This is a genomic window from Pelistega indica, assembly GCF_000506865.1.
Taxonomy (GTDB): Bacteria; Pseudomonadota; Gammaproteobacteria; order Burkholderiales; family Burkholderiaceae_B; genus Taylorella; species Taylorella indica.
The window spans coordinates 1-26156 of record NZ_AYSV01000070.1 but is presented as its reverse complement, the minus strand read 5'-3'; the positions used below and the strand labels follow the sequence as shown (position 1 = coordinate 26156).

22 protein-coding genes, 1 tRNA gene and 2 pseudogenes are annotated in these 26156 nt (G+C 39.2%); 2 read left to right on the top strand and 23 right to left on the bottom strand.

The genetic code is table 11. The features are described from left to right. Positions 1-11 precede the first annotated feature (11 nt). From V757_RS20130 to V757_RS20110, 5 genes are all read right to left on the bottom strand, one after another. Positions 12-88, bottom strand: a tRNA-Gln gene (locus V757_RS20130). Between the two features lie 252 nt (positions 89-340). Beyond that, entirely contained in the window at positions 341-1228 is an 888-nt protein-coding gene (ispE, locus tag V757_RS20125) for a 4-(cytidine 5'-diphospho)-2-C-methyl-D-erythritol kinase (protein WP_023950446.1), read from the bottom strand. Between the two features lie 56 nt (positions 1229-1284). Beyond that, complete coding sequence (gene lolB, locus V757_RS20120) at positions 1285-1872, bottom strand: lipoprotein insertase outer membrane protein LolB (protein ID WP_023950445.1); 588 nt, start codon at positions 1870-1872, stop codon at positions 1285-1287. Then, complete coding sequence (locus tag V757_RS20115; protein WP_023950443.1) at positions 1869-3809, bottom strand: tetratricopeptide repeat protein; 1941 nt, start codon at positions 3807-3809, stop codon at positions 1869-1871. Before V757_RS20115 ends, lolB begins: the two co-directional genes overlap by 4 nt. 6 nt (positions 3810-3815) lie before the next feature. Further along, positions 3816-5234: an FAD-binding oxidoreductase gene (locus tag V757_RS20110; protein WP_023950441.1), complete on the bottom strand. Its 1419-nt coding sequence runs from the start codon at positions 5232-5234 to the stop codon at positions 3816-3818. A 121-nt stretch (positions 5235-5355) separates the two neighbouring features. Here V757_RS20110 and V757_RS20105 point away from each other — a divergent pair, with 121 nt between their 5' ends. Continuing rightward, entirely contained in the window at positions 5356-6738 is a 1383-nt protein-coding gene (locus V757_RS20105) for a phosphomannomutase/phosphoglucomutase (protein ID WP_023950439.1), read from the top strand. A gap of 43 nt (positions 6739-6781) precedes the next feature. On the opposite strand, the gene V757_RS0113870 is transcribed toward V757_RS20105, so the two are convergent. The 12 genes and pseudogenes from V757_RS0113870 to V757_RS20065 all read right to left on the bottom strand — a co-directional run bounded on the left by V757_RS0113870 (position 6782) and on the right by V757_RS20065 (position 18905). Next, the gene (locus V757_RS0113870; protein WP_031274408.1) at positions 6782-7894 is read right to left on the bottom strand and encodes a glycosyltransferase family 4 protein; all 1113 of its coding nucleotides are present in this window, start codon (positions 7892-7894) and stop codon (positions 6782-6784) included. Between the two features lie 11 nt (positions 7895-7905). Next, complete coding sequence (locus V757_RS0113865; RefSeq protein ID WP_031274406.1) at positions 7906-9066, bottom strand: glycosyltransferase; 1161 nt, start codon at positions 9064-9066, stop codon at positions 7906-7908. Continuing rightward, positions 9063-9683, bottom strand: a complete 621-nt coding sequence (locus V757_RS29225) for a glycosyltransferase (protein WP_052019291.1) — start codon at positions 9681-9683, stop codon at positions 9063-9065. The genes V757_RS0113865 and V757_RS29225 overlap by 4 nt, the downstream gene beginning before the upstream one ends. Next, complete coding sequence (locus V757_RS29220) at positions 9676-10155, bottom strand: glycosyltransferase (RefSeq protein ID WP_052019290.1); 480 nt, start codon at positions 10153-10155, stop codon at positions 9676-9678. Before V757_RS29220 ends, V757_RS29225 begins: the two co-directional genes overlap by 8 nt. Before the next feature lie 3 nt (positions 10156-10158). Next, on the bottom strand, positions 10159-12051 hold the full coding sequence (gene asnB / locus V757_RS20095; RefSeq protein ID WP_023950437.1) for an asparagine synthase (glutamine-hydrolyzing): 1893 nt from the start codon (positions 12049-12051) through the stop codon (positions 10159-10161). Positions 12052-12056: 5 nt separating this feature from the next. After that, positions 12057-12890: a glycosyltransferase family 4 protein gene (locus V757_RS20090; RefSeq protein ID WP_245586980.1), complete on the bottom strand. Its 834-nt coding sequence runs from the start codon at positions 12888-12890 to the stop codon at positions 12057-12059. 43 nt (positions 12891-12933) lie between these two features. Further along, on the bottom strand, positions 12934-13182 hold the full coding sequence (locus V757_RS29215) for a glycosyltransferase family protein (RefSeq protein WP_245586979.1): 249 nt from the start codon (positions 13180-13182) through the stop codon (positions 12934-12936). Further along, entirely contained in the window at positions 13169-14473 is a 1305-nt protein-coding gene (gene murJ / locus V757_RS20085) for a murein biosynthesis integral membrane protein MurJ (RefSeq protein ID WP_023950435.1), read from the bottom strand. Before murJ ends, V757_RS29215 begins: the two co-directional genes overlap by 14 nt. A gap of 36 nt (positions 14474-14509) precedes the next feature. Further along, positions 14510-15535, bottom strand: coding sequence for an SDR family oxidoreductase (locus V757_RS20080; RefSeq protein ID WP_023950433.1), 1026 nt, complete (start codon positions 15533-15535; stop codon positions 14510-14512). A 12-nt stretch (positions 15536-15547) separates the two neighbouring features. Further along, positions 15548-16823 (bottom strand): annotated as a pseudogene (gene tviB, locus V757_RS20075) (Vi polysaccharide biosynthesis UDP-N-acetylglucosamine C-6 dehydrogenase TviB). 126 nt (positions 16824-16949) lie between these two features. Then, positions 16950-18067, bottom strand: a pseudogene (locus V757_RS20070) (MraY family glycosyltransferase). Positions 18068-18416: 349 nt separating this feature from the next. Continuing rightward, on the bottom strand, positions 18417-18905 hold the full coding sequence (locus V757_RS20065) for a dihydrofolate reductase (RefSeq protein WP_023950429.1): 489 nt from the start codon (positions 18903-18905) through the stop codon (positions 18417-18419). 274 nt (positions 18906-19179) lie between these two features. On the opposite strand from V757_RS20065, the gene V757_RS20060 reads away from it, so the two are divergent. Then, positions 19180-20031, top strand: coding sequence for a thymidylate synthase (locus V757_RS20060; protein ID WP_023950425.1), 852 nt, complete (start codon positions 19180-19182; stop codon positions 20029-20031). Between the two features lie 87 nt (positions 20032-20118). On the opposite strand, the gene V757_RS20055 is transcribed toward V757_RS20060, so the two are convergent. From V757_RS20055 to V757_RS20030, 6 genes are all read right to left on the bottom strand, one after another. Then, positions 20119-20544 (bottom strand): OsmC family protein, encoded by a 426-nt coding sequence (locus V757_RS20055; RefSeq protein WP_023950423.1) that lies wholly within the window; start codon positions 20542-20544, stop codon positions 20119-20121. A gap of 222 nt (positions 20545-20766) precedes the next feature. Beyond that, positions 20767-21738: a peptide ABC transporter ATP-binding protein gene (locus V757_RS20050; RefSeq protein WP_023950421.1), complete on the bottom strand. Its 972-nt coding sequence runs from the start codon at positions 21736-21738 to the stop codon at positions 20767-20769. Next, positions 21731-22711 (bottom strand): ABC transporter ATP-binding protein, encoded by a 981-nt coding sequence (locus tag V757_RS20045; RefSeq protein ID WP_023950419.1) that lies wholly within the window; start codon positions 22709-22711, stop codon positions 21731-21733. The genes V757_RS20050 and V757_RS20045 overlap by 8 nt, the downstream gene beginning before the upstream one ends. Before the next feature lie 13 nt (positions 22712-22724). Beyond that, positions 22725-23621: an ABC transporter permease subunit gene (locus V757_RS20040; protein ID WP_023950417.1), complete on the bottom strand. Its 897-nt coding sequence runs from the start codon at positions 23619-23621 to the stop codon at positions 22725-22727. 9 nt (positions 23622-23630) lie between these two features. Further along, positions 23631-24659: an ABC transporter permease subunit gene (locus V757_RS20035; RefSeq protein ID WP_023950415.1), complete on the bottom strand. Its 1029-nt coding sequence runs from the start codon at positions 24657-24659 to the stop codon at positions 23631-23633. 127 nt (positions 24660-24786) lie between these two features. After that, on the bottom strand, positions 24787-26156 hold a 1370-nt coding region (locus V757_RS20030), incomplete at its 5' end, for an ABC transporter substrate-binding protein (RefSeq protein WP_023950413.1).

The window sequence follows — 26156 nt, the reverse complement described above, 5'->3', positions numbered from 1 at the left end:
CCAATAAGTGTTGGCTGGGGCGGAAGGATTCGAACCTTCGCATGCCGGAATCAAAATCCGGTGCCTTAACCAGCTTGGCGACGCCCCAACACTGTATCTTTATCAAGACTGCTTAGATTGCTTGCCTGACAAGAACTAAATTATGAACCATTTCTTAATTGTTGCATAGTGTTTTACACTAAATTTTCAGAAAAAGTTAAAAAAAAAACAACAAAACAATGTTTTTCAGATAACAAAAAAAATCGTTCCTTTTAAAAATCGTTCCTTTTAATGTTGCTCTCTCAGTTTTTTGCGTAACTATTTATTAAAAATTAATCTTCACTGAATACTTAACGGTTCTTCATGCTTGTATTGGATGAGTCCTTAAAGTACGCACAAGGAAAATATTTTCAATTGGCAATGCCAAAGACGACTGCGACAATAGGGTTAATAATTTTTCTTTCGCCATTAACCCCTCTTGTTCATTACCACATGGCATAAAAAAACATGACCCAGACCCTGTCATACGAAACGTAAAGCCTTCCTGATTAAGCAAAGAAATCATCGTTTGTAAATCGGGATACAGCTTAAAGGCTATAGGCTCCAAGTCATTATGCCCCACCAATCTTCCCTGTTCAATACCTACCTTTAACGTTTGTAATTGCTGATCGGATAAAACTGTAGTGTCTCTTTTTAAGTCACTATCTTTAAAAATCAATGCCGTGGGAATCGAAAGGGCAGGCCTTAAAATAAGATAGCATTGAGGCTTCAATTCAAAGGCAGTTAATTGCTCACCAACACCACTTGCAATAGCTGATTGTCCAAAAATAAAAAAAGGAACATCAGCCCCCAATTCCAACCCAAGCTTAGCTAAAGTTTGCTGAGACAAGCCACATTGCCATAAATGATTTAACGCCATTAAGGTCGTTGCAGCATCACTAGAACCTCCCCCTAAGCCAGCACCACTAGGAATAATTTTATCCACATAAATGTTTGCCCCCAATTTACGTTGGCTATATGTTTGGAGCAGTTTTGCTGCCTTAATCACTAGGTCAGACTCTTCTGGAATACCTTCAATTTGGTTAACGCGCCGAATAATACCGTCAGAGCGCACAGTAAAATCCAATTTATCGCACAAATCCACCATCACAAATAGTGATTGCAATTGATGATATCCGTCAGCTCGACGCCCATTAACATGCAAAAACAAATTTAATTTAGCAGGTGCTAAGGCTGAATAATCACTCATGGTGGTAAATTTTCTAAGAGTCCAATAAGGTCAATATAATTAAAACAATTAAGATTCTATTGAACAATCAAACGAATCTTAATTCTTTCTGTCGTTTGGTTACGGATAAGATTAAACTTAGTCGGACCGATACTATCGTAGTCACTCATAGTGACATCCCAACCTGCTTGTTTAAAAGAAGTTAATTTACCAGCGTTATCATGAGATTCTTCGATCAACGGCTGATTAGGAATCTTTTGGCCTTTAATCCAATAACGTAAACCACTCACTGGAATTTCTTGCCCTATCACTTGTGCCACTAACGCATCTGGATTGGGAGCTTCAAACACTTCGCCAGAAGATCGTGTTAATTTTGAATATCCTGGCAATACCTCGACTCTGGCTAAGGTCTGTCCTAGTGGGCTACTCAAGTCAAGAACAACGTTTTCACCTACACCATTCCATAAGAAATTACCTTGCACAGAATCTGTATTTTTATCTTGTGTTTTATCAAATACCAATAACGCAAATTTACCTGTTCTTTGTATGGCGTTTTGTGCATTCACACCAGTTCCTTGGCTAGGCTGTTGTGGTGCTAAACTCGAACAAGCCGCCAATGTAGCTACTGTAAGAACACTCATTAATCTGATTAATTTTTTCATCATTTCTTATCCAAATTCAATCGTTTACTAGTTTCTAGCAAAATTGGGTCTGAGGGGTAATTAGACAAGCCATAATCAAGGATATCCTTAGCTCTTTTTTGTTCCCCTAAGGTATTGTAGACATCCGCTAAGTGAGCGGCAATAATGGGCTGTTGTTCAATATCGTATGCTCGCTCCAAATATTGCATCGCAGAGTCATAGTTTTTTAACCGATATTGTAACCACCCCATACTATCAAGAATATAAGGATTTGATGCATCTATACGCAATGCTTCCGTGAGTAATTGTTCTGCTTCTTCTAAATTATAGTTTCTGTCTGCATAAATATAACCTAGCGCATTATAACCATCAGCCATATTTGGCTCTGATTTAATCACTTCCCTCAGCAATTTTTCTGCTGGCCACACCTCACCTCTTTTTTCATAAAGCATCGCCAAGGCATATTTAATATCAGCACTTTCAGGCAACTCTTTGAGTGCATCGTTGTAATATACAACAGCCTGATCAGTACGACCCGACTCATTTAACAGATTTCCTCCAAACCAAAGAATATTTCCTCTGCTTTCTGGAAACGCAATCGTCGCATTTTCTAATACGGATAAAGCCTGACGCACATCACTCAAATTTGCTAATAGCTGGGCTTTTTCCATCAGCATGTTAGCATCTAATTTATCCGCCTTAATTAAGTCGATTTGATTTAAGGCTAAACGATATTTTTTTTCTGCTTTTAAAATAGATACCATTAACTTACGAGCATCTAACAATGAGTCTTCTAATGAAGAAGGACTAGTGACATTTGCAGAGTCGCCATTGTTCGCTTTTATACTATCGCTTTCCTCGCTACTAATAGCCGTGTCAATATTTGTATCGTCATTAACCTTTTCGGTAACTTTCTTATTAATCTGTTTTTTTACTTTTTCGGCGGCAAGTTTTTTTACCGTTAAGTCAATAAATTGACTTAATACCTTACGTGCATGAGTCCAATCTTGTGCATCGTAGTGGATTAATGCTTGGAAATACAATAACTCACTATCTTTAGGGTTACGCTTTTGCAATTTACTTATTTCAGCAATTGCCTCATCATAAGCGTTATCCTTACTAAGTTCATTAATATAACTCAGTGATAAAATACGATTGTCAGGATTTTTTTTCAGAAATTCTTTGACAAATGCCATACCCTGCGCTCGTTTTGGACCTTGTGCAAGGCTTAACACTCGAATTGCTGCATCCTCAGAGGTTGGATTCGTATCAATGGCTTTAAATGTTTCCTGCCATGCCAAATCGTCCTTATCAGCTTCTATCGCAAAATCAGCATATAAAAGGTGATAATTTGTTGAGGAAAATGCAAATGGTTTAGTACTATCTTCAAATAATTTTAACGCTTTATTCTTATCTTTTAACTCACTCAAAATAGCAGCATTATCACTTAATTTATCCTCAATTTTATCCTTAGCTGCTGTTTTTAAATTCTGTTGCAATACCTGAACTAACTCATCTTCTTTACCTGTTTCACCCAGTAATAGCATATATAGATTAGCTACTTCCTCATTATCAGGATCTTCTTTATACCAATATCTAACCGCTTCATAAGCCTGTTCATATTTGCCTTCGGAATAATAATAACTAGTGGCAATTTCAGCAATCCAAGGTACTACTTCATATGACTTAGTAAAATTCAACGCTTCCTGAGCGGCATAAGCATAGTTCCCATCTACCAAAGCAGTTTCTATCGTCAAAATACTTTGAATTTTGTCCGGATCTACATCATTTTCTTGATTTTTTTTATTCACAGAAAAAGAATGCGCATGCTCATTGACCGTCATGTGCATCGGTGAATTGTTTTCACCGACCGACTCAACTGTGGTATTTTGTGCTAACACACTTTCAACAAGAAAGCTTGCGACAAGACTAATGAATAACCTACGTTTAGCTATATTCATACTGTACTAATATAATTCCACACTACTAATTACCTTGCCCGGGTTCAAAATAGCATTAGGATCTAAGGCTCTCTTAATTTTCCTCATTAATGCCAACCCAATCTCATCTTTATAATCAGGCAAAATATCTTTCTTCAATTGACCAATACCATGTTCAGCAGAGATTGATCCATCAAACCGAGCAACACTATCATAGACAATTGTGTTCATCTCTTTTTGTAAGTCTAAGAAACCTTCTTCCTGTCCATCAGGTGCTCCAACATTATAGTGTAAATTACCGTCACCTAAATGACCAAATACAATATGTTGTACCCCTGGAAAACGCTCTTGAAGTAACGCATTAGTTTGCTCAATAAAAGCACTTACTTGCGAAATTGGAATAGCAATATCATGCTTAATCCCCTTACCCACTTTGATTTCAGCAAAAGGAATACTCTCACGGATATGCCATAAGTCATTACTTTGTTGAACTGTTTGAGCAATAATAGCATCCTGCACAACTCCTTGCTCGATAGCGTTACCAATCACCTTTTCTACTAATTGATTAGCATGATCTTGGTCTTCATGATCAGAAATTTCAATCAATACATACCATGGTGATTTATTGACCTCAAAAGGAATTTTAACCGTCGGTAAATGCTGCCTAACACTCTCTATACAAAATGATGAAATCAATTCAAAGCCTGTCAACAATGACCCAAAACCTTGTTTCAGTACTGACAATACGTGAACGGCCGCATCAACATCCTTAATAGCTAATAACGCCGTGCGAATAGCTTGAGGTTTTGGAAATAGTTTTAAGGTAGCTGCTGTAATAATTCCTAAAGTTCCTTCACTCCCAATAAATAAGTCGCGCAAATCATAACCAGTATTATCTTTGCGTAGTCCTTTTAGACCATTCCAAATTTCACCCTCTGCTGTCACTACTTGCAATCCTAGCGTTAAGTCTCTGGCATTCCCATAGCGTACTACTTGTGTTCCACCAGCATTAGTCGCTAAATTACCACCGATTGTACAACTCCCTTCAGACGCCAAGCTTAAAGGAAAAAGTCGTCCAACCTCCTCAGCTGCTGTCTGAATAGTCTGTAAGATACAACCTGCTTCTACTGTTATGGTGTCATTATCTGTATCAATGGCGATAATATTATTTAAGCGATTAGTGAGTAGAACTACAGCATCCCCCTTATTACCAGGCGTTGCTCCTCCGCATAAGCCAGTATTCCCACCTTGTGTCACAATGGGGGTAACATATTGTTGGCACAGGCGCACCACATCAGCAATCTCTTCTACATTAGCCGGACGGACGACTGCCAAAGCTTTTCCTGTAAAACGACCTCGCCAATCTGTCAAAAATGGTGTAGCTTCTTCACCACTTAGCACAAACTCCTCACCCACAACTTGCTGCAGATCTTCAAATAAAGACATATTTTTCCCTTGCACATACTATCACAATGTTTAAATTTTGTGATTTTTAATCTATGATGATTCATTCTACCTAAAAAACAGGTCATAATATTCTAATCTTATTTATTTTTTCAAATACACCATGACACAGATTAATCCTAACGTTTTTAAGGCATATGATATTAGAGGAATTTTTCCTACACAAATTAATACTGAGTTTGCCCTACTTCTCGGTAGAGCATTAGGCGCCAGAACCAAACAACTTGGTCATACACAATTTGTAATAGGTTTTGATGGTCGTCACAGTAGCCCAGAATTAGCCAAAGCATTATCTACCGGTCTTCAAGATCAAGGGTTAGAGGTCATCAACATTGGCATGGTACCCACACCATTAGTTTATTTTTACACTTATGCTCACCATATTGGTGCTTGTGTAGCGATTACTGGTAGTCACAATCCTCCCGATTATAATGGTTTTAAGATGATGTTAGATGGTAAAGCTATCTACGGCGAAGCAGTCATCTCTTTAAAACAAGAGATGCTCTCTTTAGACCAACAGCCACTATTAAAAGCATCAGGATCAGAAAAAAATATTAATATAATCCCCGATTATATTAAACGCATTTGTTCCGACATCAAACTTGCTCGTCCTATGCATATTGCCATTGATGCTGGTAATGGTATTGGTGGTAAAGTAGCCCCTGAATTATTCCGTTCGCTAGGTTGTACTGTTGATGAGCTTTTCTGCGACGTAAATGCCGATTTTCCTAATCATCACCCTGATCCAGCTGACCCTCATAATTTAGAAGATTTAATCAAACACGTGAAGGAATCTGATTGTGAAATTGGTCTAGCATTTGACGGTGACGGTGATCGTCTAGGTGTCGTCACCAAATCAGGAGAAATTATTTGGCCTGACCGTCAATTAATTTTATATAGCCAAGACGTATTAAAACGTGAGCCTGGTGCGACCATTGTATTTGATGTGAAATGCAGTCGTCATGTTGCCGAACAAATCGAAGCCGCTGGTGGTACTGCCTTAATGTGGCAAACAGGTCATTCTTTAATCAAACAAAAAATGAAAGATGTCAATGCTGCTCTTGGCGGTGAAATGAGTGGGCATACATTCTTTAAAGAGCGTTGGTATGGGTTTGATGACGGCTTATATACAGGTACACGTTTATTAGAAATTCTCTCTGCTTATAATAATCCGTCTACCGTATTAGAGGCTTTACCTCAAGATAAAAATACGCCTGAGATTAAAGTAGAAATGCAAGAAGGTCAGCCACATGCCTTGATTAAAGTATTACAAGAAAAGGCTTCGCTACCGACAGCCAAACGCCTGATTACGATTGACGGCATTCGTGCAGAGTATGAGGACGGTTTTGGACTGGCTCGTGCGTCTAACACCACGCCTGTTCTTGTGCTTCGTTTTGAAGGTCGTAATGAAGAAAGCTTGGCACGTATTAAAGCCGAGTTCAAGGCGATGCTAAAAGAACACGCCGGAATTGATGTGGTGATTTAAATTCAGACTTTATCGGGACTTATAGCACCATATCTGCTACCTTTTACTGTGCACAAAGTGCCCGATAAACCTCTAGGTGTTTTTCAATAATAATGGGCATGGCAAATTCTTGCTCTGCCAAAGCTCTCCCCTCTTTACCCATTGATTGGCGTAACTCAGGATTATCGGCTAATTGTTGTACCGCCTTGAAAATAGCCTCCCCATCTTTTACGGGCACAAGTAAACCACTTTTATTTGGCGTAATTGTATCACGACAACCTGGCACATCTGTTGTTACTATCGGTCTACCTGCCGCTGCAGCTTCTAATAATGACTTAGGAATCCCTTCTCTATACGATGGCAACACTATGATATGTGACTTTGCATAAAGCGTTGCAATATCGTTTACTTCCCCTAGCAAGGTAACATATTTACCTATAGCTTGGTACTCTTCTTCTGTTAATGAAGCAGGGTTTCCTTCATCAATACTGCCTGCTAATTGCCAGACAAATTGTTTTTGTGTGTCTAATTTAGCCGCTTCCACAAACTCAAAAACCCCCTTATCCTTAAGCAATCGAGCTGCCATAGTAATGGTGATTGGCTCATTGGGCTCTGGTGTATAGCGAAACTCTTTCATATCCACACCAGCACCACGGATTAATACCACTTGCGTTGGCGTGACGGCACCAATACCCGTCAAGAGTTGTTGGTCATCCCTATTTTGAAAAATCGTTCGACTATGTTTATGCCCTAGCGCAAATTGATAGAGTCTAGATACCACCAATTTCAAAATATCTAGCCCTTTTCGCTGGCGCGTAAAAATATAACCTAAGCCCGAAATAGCATATACCACTGATGGTATCCTTGCTAAGCGTGCAGCAATACCACCATATAGTACAGGCTTAATTGTCACTAAATGGACTAAATCAGGTTTGACTTTTTTGAGTAAACGATACAAACCTATAATTGTTTTTAGTTCACTCAAGGGATTGGTACCACTACGTGACATCTCAATGGGATAATGCGTAAAACCTAATTGTTTAATCTTAGCGACTGACTCTCCATCCATTGTGGCGATTTCTACTTGATAACCTTGTTGTTTAGCCGCTAACGCAATCTTTACACGATGTGACAGAAAAAAAGCAGGGTTATTTACGATAAATAAAATTTTTTTCATCTCTCTTTTCCCTATCGCTTAGCCATCGCGTGCCAGATACTTTCATAATGGCTTACCATCGTTTGCAAGCTAAATGACTCAAGAACACGTTGACGACCTTGTTGTGCGAATGCTAACCAGTGCTCTGCTTGCTCCTTGCTTTGATGTGGCTTAGCTAATAAATCTAAGGCTTGATTCATTTTTTCTGCCAAATCCTTAGGATTAGCTGGTTGTGCTACCCATCCATATTGATCCACAATTAAAGCAGCATCACCCACATCAGTAACGACATTAGGGCTTAAACAAGCCATAGACTCTGAAACCACATTAGGAAAGCCCTCTGCAATACTTGAAAGTACATGAATATCTATTGCTGACATAATCTCTGGAATATCAGCACGTAGTCCAAGCAATAAAACATCTTTATCCACCATTAAGCTCAGTTCAGCCAATAACTGCATTAATTCAGCATTATCTCGATCTAAACCTTTACCCACTAATACCAAAACCGCATCAGGATGACTCTTCTTAATTTCCTGAAATGCGATTAATAAACTCTTATGATCTTTTAAAGGATTCCAACGTGCTACAAATCCTAATACGGGTATTTGCTCACTAATATGCCAACTTTCTCTGAGTGCTTGTGCAGCAGCTACATTTATTTGCCATTTAGAAAAATCATAGCCATTTTGAATGACGTGCATTTTGCTTTTTTGATAACCCCAAGAAGCATGAATCAACGCAGCCTTTTCTCCACATACAATAATTTTTTCAGGAATAAAACAAGAGAAAAAAGCACTGATACGTGCCAAATAATAATTCATTTTTGAGGTATTTTTTAAGCTATCACCAGAGTTACGAATCCCCCAAGCAATATGCTTATAGCCAGCTACTCTCGCTGCAATACCACCAAAGAAGTCACCATGATACATCCAAGTCTGGATCACATCACCCCGAAGCTGTTTCAATAACTTTACTAATTTCCAAAAATCACCCAAACCTACTTTACCTGATTGCATACCAATCGTATAAACAGCCACGCCAGCTTGTCGTAACACCTCACCAAAAACACCCTCATCAGAAAAACTAACGACAATATTTTCTACTGATGAATGGGTTACCAAACGACTTAATACCGTTTCTGCACCGCCTTGACCGAGTCCACTAATTAAATGAATGACTCGCAATGTCATGCCATCACCTCTTTGAACAATTGATCCCATTGTTCTAATACACAAACTTCAGAATATCTTTCAAACACACTTTCTTGGGCTATCATCGCCAAACGATTTCTTTCATCTGCATTTTGCATTAATTCTTTAAGTGCTTGCTGATAAGCTATCTCATCACCTAAAGGAATAAGTTTAGCTATTTTGCCATCAAGACTAAGCTCTCTAGGTCCACTTGGACAGTCATAGCAAACAACTGGCAAGCCATTCGCCATTGCCTCAAGCATTACATTTGGAAAACCCTCTAGCCGAGAACTCATCGCCAACATAGAGGCTGATCTCATCACATCCCAAGGAGTTGTTGTTTTGCCCATCAGAATAATTTGATCGCCCATATCATGCCATTGGATTAAATCATCTAATTTATCTTTTTCTGGACCATCACCATAAATATGCAAATCCCAATCAGGGAATTGTTTAGCAATTGTAGCGAAATTTTTAATCAGTACATCAAACTGTTTGCTAGCTACCAAACGCCCCATAGCGACCACTACTTTTTGATTTTTGACGGTCGGAGAGAGTTTTTTCAATGCAGATGGTAAAGGATTGGGAATAACGGATATTTTTTTTAATCTAGGCAATTCTTGCTGAAAACGCTTTGCCCGACTGTTCAGTTTGGAGCATAACCACATCTGCCCATGGATAAGTTAATTGACGCAAACGTTTTAAACTTGAACTAATTTGTTGAAAGCTAGGATCAGAGCGTTCACACACAATAATAGGACAAGAAAGTCCTTTATGAGCTAATAAAGCCATCACATTGACATTCGTCAAAAATGATACCACGACATCTGGTTGATACTCTTTAATTACCTTTCGTAAAATAAATGGTTTAGTAACTCGTGCTAATAATGGATTTTTGGATAAACGTTGACTTAACCAATCAACTTTTATATGAGCATTTAATGGGTAAAAAGACTGCCCACTACCTTGACTATAACAAGGCACTAGAATAACCTCATAGCCCTTAATCGACCACGCATTCGCTAATGTACTAGCAACACGCTCTGCTCCCCCTGCATTTAAAGAGCTGACTAAAAATAATATTCTCATCAGTTAGACCTCAATAGCGTAAGCATCAATCCATGCTTGAAGCATTAAAATACCCCATAAATGAGCACTCCAATCTCCTTTTTTATTCAGATGAGCTTGCCATGTTTGCTGAATAATATCGCTATTTAATAAGCCCTGTTGTTGCAACCGACGATTGTCTAATAACTGATTAGCCCATTCTCGTAATGGTCCACGCAACCACTCACCTAGCGGGACAGAAAAACCTTTTTTAGGTCTATCTAACAGAGCCTTAGGAACATAGCGATAGAGTAACTCTTTCATTAACCATTTTTGCTGTCCATCACGCTCTTTATACTTCCAGTGAATATCCCAAACAAATTCAAAAAGTTGATGATCTAACAAAGGGACTCGAGTTTCTAAAGAATAATACATTGCGGCTCTATCTACTTTCACCAAAATATCATCAGGAAGATAAGACAAGGTATCTACAATCATCATACTTTCTTTTAGACTACGCAAAGCCGATAGTGAAAACGCCGTTACAGGTTCTTTAGCCCCTAACACCAATTGCTCTGGATGTTTCCAATATGACACAAAAGGCTGATAAAACTCGACCGCATTTTCAGCTTGTAGTAATTGTACTGATTGCTCTAACTTAGCCCGGTGAGAAATATCACTTGTTTTGTCCGCTAAAATTCGTGCTGTTTTGGCTAATGGTTTATGTAGAAAATAAGGTAATTTTTCATAGTAATTCCACCATTTTTGCGCACGTTTATAGCGATTATAACCACCAAATAGCTCATCTCCTGCATCACCCGACAAAGCTACTTTGACGTGTTGAGAGGTTAATTTCATCATCGTCAATACAGGCAATTGTGATGAATCTGCAAACGGTTCACTATAAGCTTGTGGTAACTCTGACACCATATTCAAAGCATCATTGGCATTCATGTATAACTCAGTATGATAAGTTCCTAAATGCTTGGCGACTGCTTTAGCATATTCCGCTTCATTATATTGTGGCTCTTCAAAGCCAATAGAAAACGTATTAATCGGTGTCGCGCTTTGTTTTTGCATCATCGCAACAATTAACGATGAATCTGTCCCACCTGACAAGAAAGCCCCTAAAGGAACATCGGCAAGCATTTGCCCTTTTACAGCTCTCGATAATTCAATCTCAAACGCATCTACAGCACTATTATCATTCGTAAAAACACGATCACTCGTTCGTTTCGCATGCTCATACGCTGACCAATAATTAGTGGCGCTAGGCCAATCCATCCCTGTTTCAAGCTGTTGCTTAGTAAAAACAATATAATGTGCTGGCAATAATTTTTGCGTAGTTTCAAAAATAGTATATGGCGCAGGGATATAGTTATGTCTTAATAATAGTGCGGCAGCATGACGATTAATTTTTTTCGAAAATCCCTCCATTGGCATGATGGCTTTTAGATCAGAGGCAAAAAATAAACCTCCGTTCTCACCTTTAGCAAAATATAATGGTTTTTCACCAAACCGATCTCTTGCTAATGTCAAGGTTTCTTGTTGCTTATCCCATAGAGCAAATGCAAACATTCCCACTAATTTTTTTAATGTTGCATCCACACCCCATGATTCAATGCAAGCTAACAAGGTTTCTGTATCAGAGTGTCCTCGCCAACTGTCTTTGCCAAGCTCATTTCTTAACTGCAAGTGATTATAAATTTCACCGTTAAATACAATGACGAATCGATCGCTGTCACTAAACATGGGTTGATGTCCATGAACCGACAAATCCTGAATGGCAAGACGCACATGAGCAAAGCCTACTGTCTCATCCTGACTTAACCAGACGCCTTGACTATCAGGACCTCTTTGTTTAATTCGCTCACAAGCTTGCTGTAGCAAACTATTTTTGTTTTCTAATGCTCCAATGACACCAACAATACCGCACATGAGCGTTACCTCTTTTCATCTATTAATTCATGAAATAAATTGTCCCATTGGACACTAATTGTTTGCATAGAAAAACGTTCTAGCACTTCAGGCGCTTTGGCTGCAAGATCTGCTCTTTTTTCTGGATGTTGCATCAAATCCCGCAACTGTTCCGCTAGTGCATTAACATCTTCCGCTGGTCTGACGAGCACACCATCAACACGGTCTCGAATAATTTCTCTTGGTCCCGTATCACAATCAAATGAGACAACACACAAGCCACTCGCCATTGCTTCTTGAAGACTATTCGATAACCCCTCATTGCGTGAACTTAATACAAACAAATCTGCTTGCTCGTACCACTGTGCTAAATTCCCAACTCGCCCAGGCACAATAACTTTTTCTTTTAAATTTAAACTATCTATTTGTACTTCTAACTTATGACGCTCTGCACCTTCCCCTAAAATAACTAAACGCCAATCAGGGCAATCAGTGGCTATTTGAGAAAACGCATTAAGTAATAAATCAAACCCTTTTTCGTAATGCAATCTACCCACAGCGAGTAGCATTTTGCTTCCTGATGGCTTATCTATCGGTACCACTGGTTTAGAGATTTTAAGTGGCCACTGAACAGCATTCTGAATAATAGTAACATCAGACCCCGGCACATTTTGTTTCAACCAATCGGCACTCATTTGGGTTAATGCAATGACTTTATCTGCTTTTGGATAAGCGAATTTTCTTAACTTTAGCCAAAAGTTGGATAGTTTTTGAGAAGGAGGGTACGCATGTTCTGTTGCAATGACTTTACTGCGTAAACCCATATTTGCTAAAACCGAGTAAACGGATGAGCTTGTCATAAAGCCTATAACAATATCGGGACGATATTGACGAATTTTGCGTCTAATCGCCTGTTATTTTTTTAAACTGTGCAAATAGACCTACCTCACCATGCTGATGAGTACTCAGTCGCATCACTCGATCATCTGCTACGTATAAATCTGTTTTGGGATCTGATTGTGTCAGTATAGAAACGTCATACCCTTTATACGCCCAATAATTAGCCAAATCAACAGCCACCCGTTCAGCACCTCCACCATGAATGGAAGGGATGACTAGCATAATAGATAAGATTCTTTTACTCTGTATCATACTTAATCGGTGAGCGCCATGCCATTAAAAAATAACATAAAAATGAGCAAAGATACATACTTGCAGTGGCGAGCATAATACCTTCTATACCGTAGATAGGTACTAATAAATAATTCATTAAAAACTTAACAGCAAAATTAGTCAATGCAATGATAGCCATCCAACGATAACGATTTTGACTTGCTAATAACTGCACTAAAATCAGCACACCAAAATAAAATGGCACTTGCAATAAACCAAAGCGAAGTACTTGCGCAACTGCCTCAGTATTTTCTGCTGTAAAAGCACCTCGCTCAAAAACAATTTTGACCATGTAAGGTGCAATAAACCACGCAATAAATAGGGCAATAACTCCTAAACCCACCATGGCTAATGCCCATTTTAACGCAATATTTCGTGCCTGTAGTGGGTTACCTCTATGCTGCACATCCGCTAATACGGGTAACGCAGCTCTCCCCACAGAGGCAGCACCGATACCAATCACTACAGAAATTAGTCTAGTAGCATACCCCATAGTGGCATTGGCATTATTCCCAATATGAGCCGCATACATTTGATCTAATGGCTGCACAAAACTCAACGCTATTTGTCCTACAAGCATTAACCCTGCGGCACTCATTAAACTAGACCATTGATTAGACGTAAAACGCCATGAAGGAATAACTACTCTTTCGTCATCTAGCTTATTTGCCATATATTGCAATAATACTGTTTGTAATAGATAGCCTGCTAGGGTTCCTAAGGCTATCGGCCAAACAGATACATCGCCAGGAGAAAGCATTACCCATGCAAAAATAAACAGTGCAGGTAAACTATCTAATAAATTATTGATATGACGCTCATGTGATCTTAAACGAGCTGTGCTCAAGCCAATGAATAAAATCAATAACCCAACTGGCGCAAATACCCAAATCATTTGCTCACTAAATGCTTTAGCGTGAACACTTAACTTACCAGCCATATGTTCCAATATGATAGGCCAAGCCAACCAAATGACGACAGTACTCACTACCCCTATGGTCAGCACCCATGCCTGTAACTCAGCAATGAAACGGTATCTCTCTTGTTTATCTAAATGCTTAAGTTTAACTAGCACAGGAATAAGCACAATAGAAAAGGCACCCACTATCGTTAAAGGTAACCAATTTGCCATGCTCTGAGTAAATTGATAGGCATCCACAACATCGCTAACGCCATAGCGATTCGCCAATGCCATTTCCTTGATAGCACCGGCTAATTTACCCACAATTAAGAAGAAAGCGACCCGCATCGCACCTGAAATAATGCGCATATGGTCGCTTTTGTGATCTTTTTTATTTTCCAAAATTTACTTTAAAAATTGAATATACCAAGGCATGGCTTTAGCTAAGCCTTGAACAATTGAATACGCTGGCTCATACCCCAGCTGTGTTCTTGCTTTATCAATATTCGCAAATGAATGGCGAACATCGCCTGCCCTAAAATCAGCATACTGAGGTGCCAATGAATAATGCACACCATTTTCTGCCAACGTTTCTTTAATATACTTAAACAAGGTATTTAACGTTGTTTGGGCATGATAAGCCACATTGTATACTTCAAAACCTGTCTCCGGCATATGTGTAGCTGCCAATATATTCGCTTGAATCACATTTTCAACAAAACAAAAATCTCGACTGGTCTCTCCATCACCATTGACTGTGATAGTTTGCTGATGGATCATCGCCGATGTCCATTTTGGAATCACTGCCGCATACGCACCATTCGGTGTTTGACGCTTACCAAAGACATTAAAGTAGCGCAACCCTATTGATTTGAACCCATAGGTACTCGCAAACACTTTCGCATACAACTCATCCACTAATTTAGTAATCGCATACGGTGATAAGGGATTACCAATTTTATGCTCTACTTTTGGCAGATCAGGGTGGTCCCCATAGGTTGAGCTAGACGCCGCAAAGACAAACGCCTTAACTTGTTCATCTCTTGCTGCCACCATCATATTGAGAAAACCACCAATATTGACATCATTACTCGTGATGGGATCATTAATTGAGCGAGGCACAGAGCCTAATGCCGCCTGATGCAACACATAGTCCACGCCTCTTAAAGCTTCTCTACAAGTATCTAGATGACGAATATCTCCTTCTATGAAGCGAAAACGCGCCCATTGTTCAGGGGTAACTTGCGCTTTTACCTCATCTAGATTATGTTGAAAACCTGTTGCAAAATTGTCTAGCCCAACAACAGTTTGATCCATCCCCAACAAGGCTTCTAATAAATTAGAACCGATAAACCCTGCACAACCAGTAACCAACCAGGTCTTTGGATGATGCTTTAACGATTCACATACTTGTTCAAATGCTTTACTCATTTCTATCCTAACTTATAAGCGAATATCAGCTTCTTGTGCGCTTAATACGTATTTCAAGTCATACAATACATGCTCTGGCTTACCTAATGCACGTATTTTCTGTACACCCATCTCTACAAATTGATGATGAGCTACGCCTAGAATAATACCGTCATAAGCACCCTGCTCTGGCACTTTCACTGGTGTAATACCATATTCATGCTGTGCTTCTTCTGCATCCACCCATGGATCATAAACATCCACGTGAATACTGTATTCACCCAATTCTTTGACAATATCAACAATGCGTGTATTACGAATATCTGGACAATTTTCTTTGAACGTTAAGCCCATCACTAACACACGAGCACCTTGTACTTGAATCTTACGCTTAGTCATCGCTTTGACCAATTGTGATACCACATATGACCCCATACTATCGTTTAAACGACGACCCGCTAGGATAATCTCTGGGTGATAGCCAATCGCTTGCGCTTTATGAGTTAAATAATATGGATCCACACCAATACAGTGACCACCCACAAGACCCGGACGGAATGGTAAAAAGTTCCATTTCGTACCTGCTGCCTCTAATACCGCTTGCGTATCAATGCCTAAACGATTAAAAATTAATGCCAATTCATTAATCAACGCAATATTCACATCTCGTTGCGTATTCTCAATCACTTTAGCTGCCTCTGCGACACGGATGCTAGAGGCTTTGTGTGTGCCTGCGGTAATAATAGAACGATATAACTCATCCACCACATCTGCTACTTCTGGGGTTGAACCTGACGTGACTTTCTTAATTGTTGAAACACGGTGCTGTTTATCCCCCGGATTAATACGCTCTGGACTATATCCCGCAAAGAAATCTTTGTTATACGTTAAGCCAGAAAATTTCTCAAGTACGGGAACACAAACTTCTTCTGTGGCACCAGGATAAACTGTTGATTCATAGATGACAATATCACCTTTTTTAAGTTACTTTACCAATGGTCTCACTAGCTTTAACAAGCGGTGTTAAATCTGGTTGCTTATAGTCATCAATTGGCGTAGGCACAGTCACAATAAACGTATTTGATTTGCCTAGCTCTTGACTATCTGCACTAAAACGTAGATGACTCGCTTCTTTTAATTCTTCTGACGATACCTCTAACGTATGATCTACCCCTGATTGGAGTTCTGCGATACGTTTCTGATTAATATCAAATCCTAATGCGTCCCTCTTTTTACCAAACTCTACGGCTAAGGGCAAACCAACATAACCTAAGCCTACAATGGCTAGCTTAATGTCTTCTAATTTCATTTCCTATAAACTCCTAAAGAGCAAAAATTTATTTTATCAAATTCAACTCAACTAAAAAGATAAAAATCGTAAAGCAGTAACAAGCTGAAAAATTCTCCTACGACCTACTATATAAATAAAGTACTCTTATCTTTTCTGAAAAATCGATGGTAATAATAACCACCTAGACAACGCCATTTTACTAATCGTGAATACAACCAAATATAAACACTGGAAAATAACAACATCCCCGCACATAACAGCAAGGCATTATCCCAAAACAAAGTAGCAGGCACTAAATTTACTAATGTTAATACCCATAGATATGGTGACGTCAGTGCATTACATAAATAAGGTGCCGATGCTCGCCCTTCACGATCAAACGCCGAACGTACCAATCGTCTAAAAATCAATTGATGCAAATGTAATGCATCAGGCTGATCAACTGGCACTCCTCGCTTAAATTTACGACGCCAGATAGAAAATAATGTTTCAAATACTGGATAAAACAATACCGCTAATGCATAAAACGGTGAAACAGATGGATTACGCATCACTAATAACACCGCTAACTCAGCGAGAATAAACCCAATAAAATAAGCGCCTCCATCCCCAAGGAATACTCGACCAAAAGGAAAGTTCCATACAAAAAAGCCCACTATCGCAGATGCCATTGACAACGCGATAGTAAAGACAGCCATATCTCCAACTTGATAGGCTACCAAAGCAAGAGAGATGGACATAAGCACAGATACCATAGAAGCCAAACCATTCATGCCATCCACTAAATTAAGTGCATGCGTACAGCCACCAACGGCGACGACTGTAAAGATGAGGGAAATAGGCCAAAAGCTAAAAATATAGTCAAGCCACTCCACATCTACTCGACTCACTCCACCAAAAAACCACCATGCCATTGCGGCAGAAATAAAAGCAGCGATTAAACGCTTACCAGCGCCAACGTCTTTAGTAATATCCTCTAAGATCCCTGCCCCAAACACTGGCAACGAAGCCACAAATAGAGCAGGCCAAAGCCAATGTAATGTCATATTATCTGGCTTACCCCAGACCAAAAGACCTGCCAATGTTCCTGCAAATACGGCTAATCCACCCACACGAGGAGTAGATACTTTATGCGAAGCTTGAGGTTTGTTTAAATCATAATCACCTGTAAAACGACCATGCCATCGTTCAGAAAAGACAATCAGACCGCCTACAGTAAAGGCTGTTAGTACTACGTAGAGATAATGAAGCGAAATAGACACTTTATTCCAATATATAAACAGTCAACTAAATAAATATACAGTAAATACAGTCAACAAGACTTTTGTTTTGCTATCTTAGCCCGAATTCACTATAAGTTTACTGGTAATCCAAAGATTAACCTAATAGTGTCCTATTACGGCAACAGAATTTGATATTTTTAACACTTTATTAGGGTTTTTACTTAATTTTTCTTGCAATGCACAAAAAAAACTGCCATAATGACTTCATTGATGGTTAGTAACCATCTTCAGTTGTCTCCTCCACCCTCCTCCTTTGGTGGATTTAGCCCAAAGTTGCAAAACTTTGGGCTTTTTTTTATCTATTCAGTTTTAGTGTCTTTAATATTAATTATTCTCTTTCGTACACAACAAAATCAAACGCTAAACCATTTTGTTCAGGCTGAGGAGCACGTGATACTTCTTTCCAATGAGCTTTTTCTAATACAGGAAAATAAGTATCTCCATCCATATCAGAATGAATTTCTGTCGCATATACTCTGTGGACGAGAGGGAGAGCCTCCTGATAAATCTGCCCACCACCAATCACAAAAATATTTTCGGCTTGGCTAGCTTTTGCTACAGCAATAGCCTCCTCTAGAGAAGTTACTGTCTGAGTGCCTTCTGCCTGAAAATTCTTATCCCGAGATATCACAATATTAAGGCGACCAGGCAAAGGTCTTCCAAGTGAATCCCTAGTTTTACGCCCCATAATAATAGGACACCCCATAGTCGTTTGTTTAAAATACGCCAAATCAGCAGGTAACTTCCAAGGCATGGTATTGTCCTTACCAATCACGTGCTGCTGATTATAGGCAACGATAATATTTAATCTACTCATTGAACAACCTATCCATTGTTTATTGATGGAATATTAACCTAAATAGCACACCACACCTAAACTATTACTAATTACTAGCAAATAAATACTGTAACCTACTGCTAAATAATGTTGCTGTGCTACCATATTTGTTAATATTTCCTAACTAGCCATTTGATACACTAGCTATATTTTAAAATTCTTATATCCTATATAATACCCCACTAAGTATTAATGCTAAAAAAATCTTGGCGATTAAGGGCGCACAAGAGTAACAAAATAACAGAGTGATTACATGAAACAATATCTTGAGCTATGTCAACGTATTATCGATGAAGGTGTATGGATCGAAAATGAACGCACAGGTAAACGTTGCTTAACGGTGATTAACGCTGATTTAACCTATGATGTAGGTGCAAATGAGTTTCCTCTTGTTACTACGAGAAAAAGTTACTGGAAAGCGGCTATCGCAGAACTACTTGGTTATTTGCGTGGTTATGATAATGCTGCACAATTTCGTGCGATTGGTTGTAATACTTGGAATGCCAATGCTAATGATAACCCGGCATGGCTCGCTAATCCATATCGCAAAGGCGAAGATGATATGGGACGAGTATATGGCGTACAAGGTCGACATTGGCGTAACTCACAAGGTGAAGAATTTGACCAACTTCAAAAAATTTATCAGGATTTAAAAAATGGTATTGATGATAGAGGTGAAATCTTAAGTTTTTATAATCCAGGTGAATTTCATATGGGATGCTTACGTCCATGCATGCATACGCATAATTTTTCACTATTAGGTGATACGCTGTATTTGACTTCTTATCAGCGCTCTTGTGATGTCCCTCTTGGACAAAACTTTAATCAAATTCAAGTCTTTACGTTGCTAGCTCTTATGGCTCAAATAACAGGACATAAGGCTGGTAAGGCATATCACAAAATCGTCAATGCGCATATCTACGAAGACCAATTGGCGTTAATGAGAGACGTTCAACTCAAGCGTGAACCGTACCCTGCGCCCAAATTACATATCAACCCGAATATCAAAACACTTAATGATATCGAAACATGGGTGGCACTAGATGATTTTGAGGTGGAAGGCTATCAATACCATGAGGCGATAGCTTATCCATTTTCTGTCTAGTGATTCAATAGCTTAGAAGTTTATTTGAATCTGCCATAAAACTAACAGATTTAAATAAACTTAAACTAACTATAGAACGCCTGAAACTTAAGACATCTCAAATACTGTAATTTCATGACTAAATGTCGCTGTTTTCTCTAGCATGGCAATTGCAGAACAATATTTATCATGTGACAATTGCACCGCACGCTCAACTGTTTCAGGTTTTAATTGCTTACCACCCACTTTGAAATGAAAGTGAATTTTGGTAAATACTTTTGGATCTGTGTCTGCTCGCTCTGCCGTAATATCCACCGTGCACTGCAATACTTCTTGGCGGCTTCTTTTTAAGATAAGAACCACATCATAAGCACTACAACCGCCAGCACCTGTCAGCATTAACTCCATAGGTCGAGGTGCTAAATTATTACCACCACCTTCTGGCGCTCCATCCATAGCAACGACATGACCACTACCCGTTTTGGTCACAAATAGCATACCCTCTGGACCATTCCATTGCACAGTACACTGCATAGTTATCCTCTCTTATATTATCTTGATAAACAGAATCTCACTAAAGAGGTTCTTTTCTTTAAAAGAACTCTCCTATTGTAAACATAGTAAGCTATGATAAGGTCTAGAATCTTATCAACAAATAAAAAAGACTAAGCCATTTTATCTGACTTAGTCTTTTACTGTATAAGCTTAGCTGTCACCGAAGCTCAATCAGAACACCTTGATAAAAGAACTAATCTCTTATACAAATTGCTCTGCCAAATGACATGCTACTTGACGCCCATCAACCTCTCGAAGTGATGGCTCTTCTTTACTACAGCGCTCTACGGCATGAGGGCAACGTTTATGGAAAGAACAACCTGGAGGTGGATTAATCGGTGAAGGTAACTCACCTTTAATCTTGATTTTCTTATAACGTTTTTCTGGTTGAATTGAAGGCGTTGCTGATAACAAAGCCTGTGTATAAGGATGTAACGGCTTAGTATAAAGTTTCTTTTTATCACTAATTTCTACCGCTTTGCCTAAATACATTACTAGCACATCATCTGCGACATGTTCAACTACAGCTAAGTTATGCGAGATAAATACATACGCAATCTTTAGCTGCTCTTGCAAATCCATAAATAAATTGAGGACTTGTGCTTGAATGGACACATCCAACGCAGAAGTAGGCTCATCAGCAATCACTATTTTAGGATTTAAAATCATCGCACGCGCAATAGCAATACGTTGTCGTTGTCCACCAGAAAACATATGAGGATAACGATAATAATGTTCTGGACGCAAGCCAACAATCTTCATTATTTCATCGACTTTTTGTTTGCGTTCCTGAGCATTTAAATTGGTATTGATAATTAATGGCTCAGATAATTGATCGCCAATCTTTCTACGTGGATTTAGTGATCCATAAGGATTTTGGAACACCATTTGTACCTTACGACGCAAAGATTTTATTTGTGCATGATTATCATAATCCACTGCTTCACCGTCAATAGAAACAGTACCTGCACTTGGGTGCTCAATTAAGGTTAACTGTCTAGCTAATGTAGATTTACCAGAGCCAGACTCTCCTACAATAGCTAATGTCTTGCCTTCTTCTAGATCAAAACTAATGCCATTTAGTGCTTTAACTGTGGCTTTGGGTTTAAGAAAACCACGTGAAACATCATAAAAACGTGCTAAATCGCGCACACTTAACACTATATTACCCATGTGGTTTCTCCATCGCGATTAACGGTTTCAAACAACGAACAGCACGTTCAGCAAAATACTCTAGAGGAACTTTATTTTGCTGGCATTTGTCATCCACATAAGGACAACGTGGCGATAATAAACAGCCTTTGGGGCGGTCATATTGTCCCGGTACAATACCAGGGAGAGTTTTTAAACGAGACTGCCCATGGCTAGATTCTGGAATAGAGGCAAGTAATGCCTCAGTGTATGGATGTGCAGGTCGCATAAAAATTTCTGGGATTTTACCTATTTCTACCCCTTGACCTGCATACATTACACAGACTCTATGTGCCACTTCAGTTACGACAGCCAAATCATGAGTAATCATGATTAATGCCATATTTTTTTCTTTTTGCAAGTTCACTAACAAATCCATAATCTGTGCTTGAATTGTCACGTCTAATGCTGTTGTTGGTTCATCTGCAATTAATAATTTTGGCTCACAGGCAATCGCCATAGCAATCGCAACACGCTGACTCATACCACCTGATAGTTGATGTGGATAAGCCTCCAAACGAGATTCAGGCTCAGGGATTTCTACAATTTTAAGCAACTCAATGGCTCGCTCACGTAATGCTCTCCCTTTTAGACCAATATGGACTTTTAACACTTCCTCGATTTGGAAACCTACGGTAAAACTAGGGTTTAACGCCGTCATCGGATCTTGGAAAATCATAGAGATATCTTTACCGATAATTTTACGACGCTCTTTCGGACTGATATTCAACATATCTTTGCCATCAAAGACTAACTTATCCGCTGTGATCTTACCTTGCCCACCTAAAAGTCCCATCAATGCCATCATAGTAACTGACTTACCAGAGCCAGATTCACCCACGATACCTAGGATTTCTCCCTCGTCAACATTAATAGTTAAACCATCAACCGCATAAAAAGGCTTTTCATCTGTGCCAAAACGGACTGATAGATTTTTAATTTCTAATAAACTCATACCCGTTCTTTCCTTATGCTGCTTGTTTTAACTTAGGATCTAAAGCATCGCGTAGACCGTCACCCATTAGGTTAATCGCCAATACGGTTAATAAAATTGTTAACCCTGGAAAAGTAACTACCCACCATGCACTAGAAATATAATCACGAGCTGTCGCCAACATCGTTCCCCATTCTGGTGCTGGTGGCTGTACTCCTAAACCTAAGAAGCCTAAAGCAGCAATATCCAAAATCGCAGATGAGAAACCTAATGTCGCTTGTACAATAATAGGTGCCATACAGTTAGGCAAGACAGCGACAAACATTAAGCGTAATGTACTTGCCCCCGATACACGCGAAGCAACCACGTAGTCTTTATTTAACTCACTCATCACTGAGCCACGAACAAGACGAATATATGCAGGTAAACCAACTACCGCAATCGCAATCATAGCATTCATAATACCAGGCCCAAGAATAGCCATAATCGCAATAGCCAATAATACCGATGGTAATGCCAGCATAATATCGGCAAAACGCATAATCACCTTGCCTAAAACGTTAGGATAAAACCCAGCCAGTAACCCTAAAATAATACCAGGGATTAACGTTAAGATGACGGAGGAAATACCAATAAATAACGACAAACGCCCACCGTGCATAATACGCGATAATATGTCACGTCCCGCCTCATCAGTCCCCAGTATGAACTGTGACGTACCATTTTCTTGCCACATAGGTGGTTGCAACATATGGTCTCTAAACTGCTCTACTGGACTATAAGGGGAAATAAATGGCGCAAAGATTGCCACTAATACCATAAAAATGAGAAAAACTAACCCAGCCACAGCACCTTTATTACGGGCAAAGTGTGATACAAACTCTTTGAATGGTGATGGGTATTTAATTTCTACCTTATTCTCTGTTGTCATCATAATTCCTTAACGAGAATGGCGAATTCGTGGATTCACAATACCATAAACCACATCGACCAATAAGTTAACAATAATAATCATAGTTGCCACTATTAGCAGACCATTTTGAACAACAGGATAGTCCCGACGGAAAATAGAATCCACTAACCATTTACCAATCCCCGGCCAAGAGAAAATGGTTTCAGTCAATACAGCACCTCCGATTAAGGTTCCTATTTGTAAACCAATCACAGTTACCACAGCAATCAAGGCATTTCTTAACGTGTGAATAAAAATCACTCTTCTAGGTGACAACCCTTTTGCTTTTGCTGTTCTAACATAATCCTCACCCATTACCTCTAGCATTGATGAACGTGTCATACGAGAAATAACCGCTAATGGAATAGTACCTAGCACTATTGTCGGCAGAATTAAATGGTGTAACGCATCTAACCAAGCACCTTTATTAAATTCTGGATCTTCTAACTCTGCCATCCACGCATCAATTAACATAAAACCTGTATGGGGTTGCACATCAAAATTTAGGCTAATACGACCAGAGACAGGCGTCCATCCTAACATACTTGAAAACAACATGATAAGCATTAACCCCCACCAAAAAATTGGCATAGAATAACCAGTCAAAGACAAGCTCATCACACTATGGTCAATCCAAGAACCACGCTTAACCGCTGCAAGAACCCCTAATAAAATACCAAACACAACACCAAATAATAAGGCCATTAAGCCTAGTTCTAATGTTGCAGGGAATAGTGCCTTAAACTCAGACCAGACACTAGTACTGGTTACAAATGATTTACCTAAATTACCATGGGCTAAACTAGATAAATAGTTGAAATATTGTTCATATAAAGGCTTATCCAAGCCTAATTTTTGCATCATACTGGCATACACTTGAGGATCATTTGATCGCTCACCGATCATAATTTGGACCGGATCACCAGGAATCGCGTGAATTAATAAAAACGTTAGTAATGTAATCCCAAAGAAAGTGGGGATCAATACTAAAATGCGTTTTAGCAGAAATAGAAACATTATAATTATCCTGTCTGCTCAGTTTATTCATTTATAGTCATAACACTATAAATATAACCACCAAGAAAAAAACCAAAGGAGCAGAGCAAGCAATTGCTCCACTCCCACATCTGTTCAGCATCAAAACTTATTTAACGCTGACACCTGTAAACTCAAAGGCACCAAAAGGACTAATTTTGAAACCTTCTACGTTTTTACCCATAGGCACGCTCACAATAGAGGTACCAATAGGAGAGCCAGGCATTTGCTCATGCCAAATCACTTGTGCTTGTTCATAAAGCTTAGTTCGTTGGCCCATGTCACTTAATTGACGTGCTTCAGCAATCAACTTTTGGAAAGGATCATAGCAGAAGCGAGAATAGTTATTCCCACCCACAGCCTCACAGCTAAATAATGTACCTAACCAGTTATCAGGGTCTCCATTATCACCTGTCCAGCCTGCCATCATGATTTGATGCTCACCCGATTTAGCACGCTTCATATACTCACCCCATTCATAGGTGGTAATATTCACTTTGACACCAATCTTCGCCCAGTCGGCTTGTAGGATCTCTGCCATTAAGCAGCCATTTGGGTTATAAGGACGTTGTACAGGTAAAGACCATAAGGTCGCTTCAAACCCATTAGGATAGCCCGCTTTCGCTAATAACTCTTTTGCTTTGGCGATGTCCGTTTCACGAGATTTAATCTCTTTATTGAATGACCATTGGGTTGGTGGCATTGGGTTTGGAGCTAGCTCCCCTTGACCACCATAAACCGCCTGAATAATGGCAGGTTTATTCATTGCCATATCAAGAGCCACACGTACATCCGTCTTATTAAATGGCTCTTTCTCAGTATTATAGTAAATAAACCCTACATTAAAACCAGGCTGTGACATTACTTTTAACTTAACATCTTTTTTCATGCCGTCAATATCCGCCGGCAATGGGTAAGACATGATATGACATTCACCCGCTTTTAATTTTTGATAACGAACAGACGCATCTTTCGTAATCGCAAAAATTAAGTTATCTACCAACGGCATATCATCTTTATTCCAGTACTCCTTATTCGCTTTATAACGAATTGAGGCGTCTTTTTGATAGCGTTCAAAAATAAATGGTCCTGTCCCTACGGGTTGCTGATTAATCATTTCTGCTTTACCGTCAGCTAATAATTTATCCGCATACTCTTTGGAATAAATAGAACCAATAGGCATCGCTAAGGTCTGTGTAAATGAGGCATCCGTATTATTTAGCGTGATTTTAACAGTGTAATCATCCATTTTTTCCACGGATTTAACATTAGCTTTTAAACCCATATCCGTATAGTAGGGAAACTCCACTGGATACGCTTTATTAAAGGCGTTTTCTTTGTTGCCTAGGCGATCAAACGTATATACCACGTCATCGGCATTAAATTCACGTGTTGGTGTAAAGTATTTAGTCGTATGCCATTTCACCCCTTTGCGTAGGTGGAATGTATACACCAAACCATCATCAGACACATCACTGA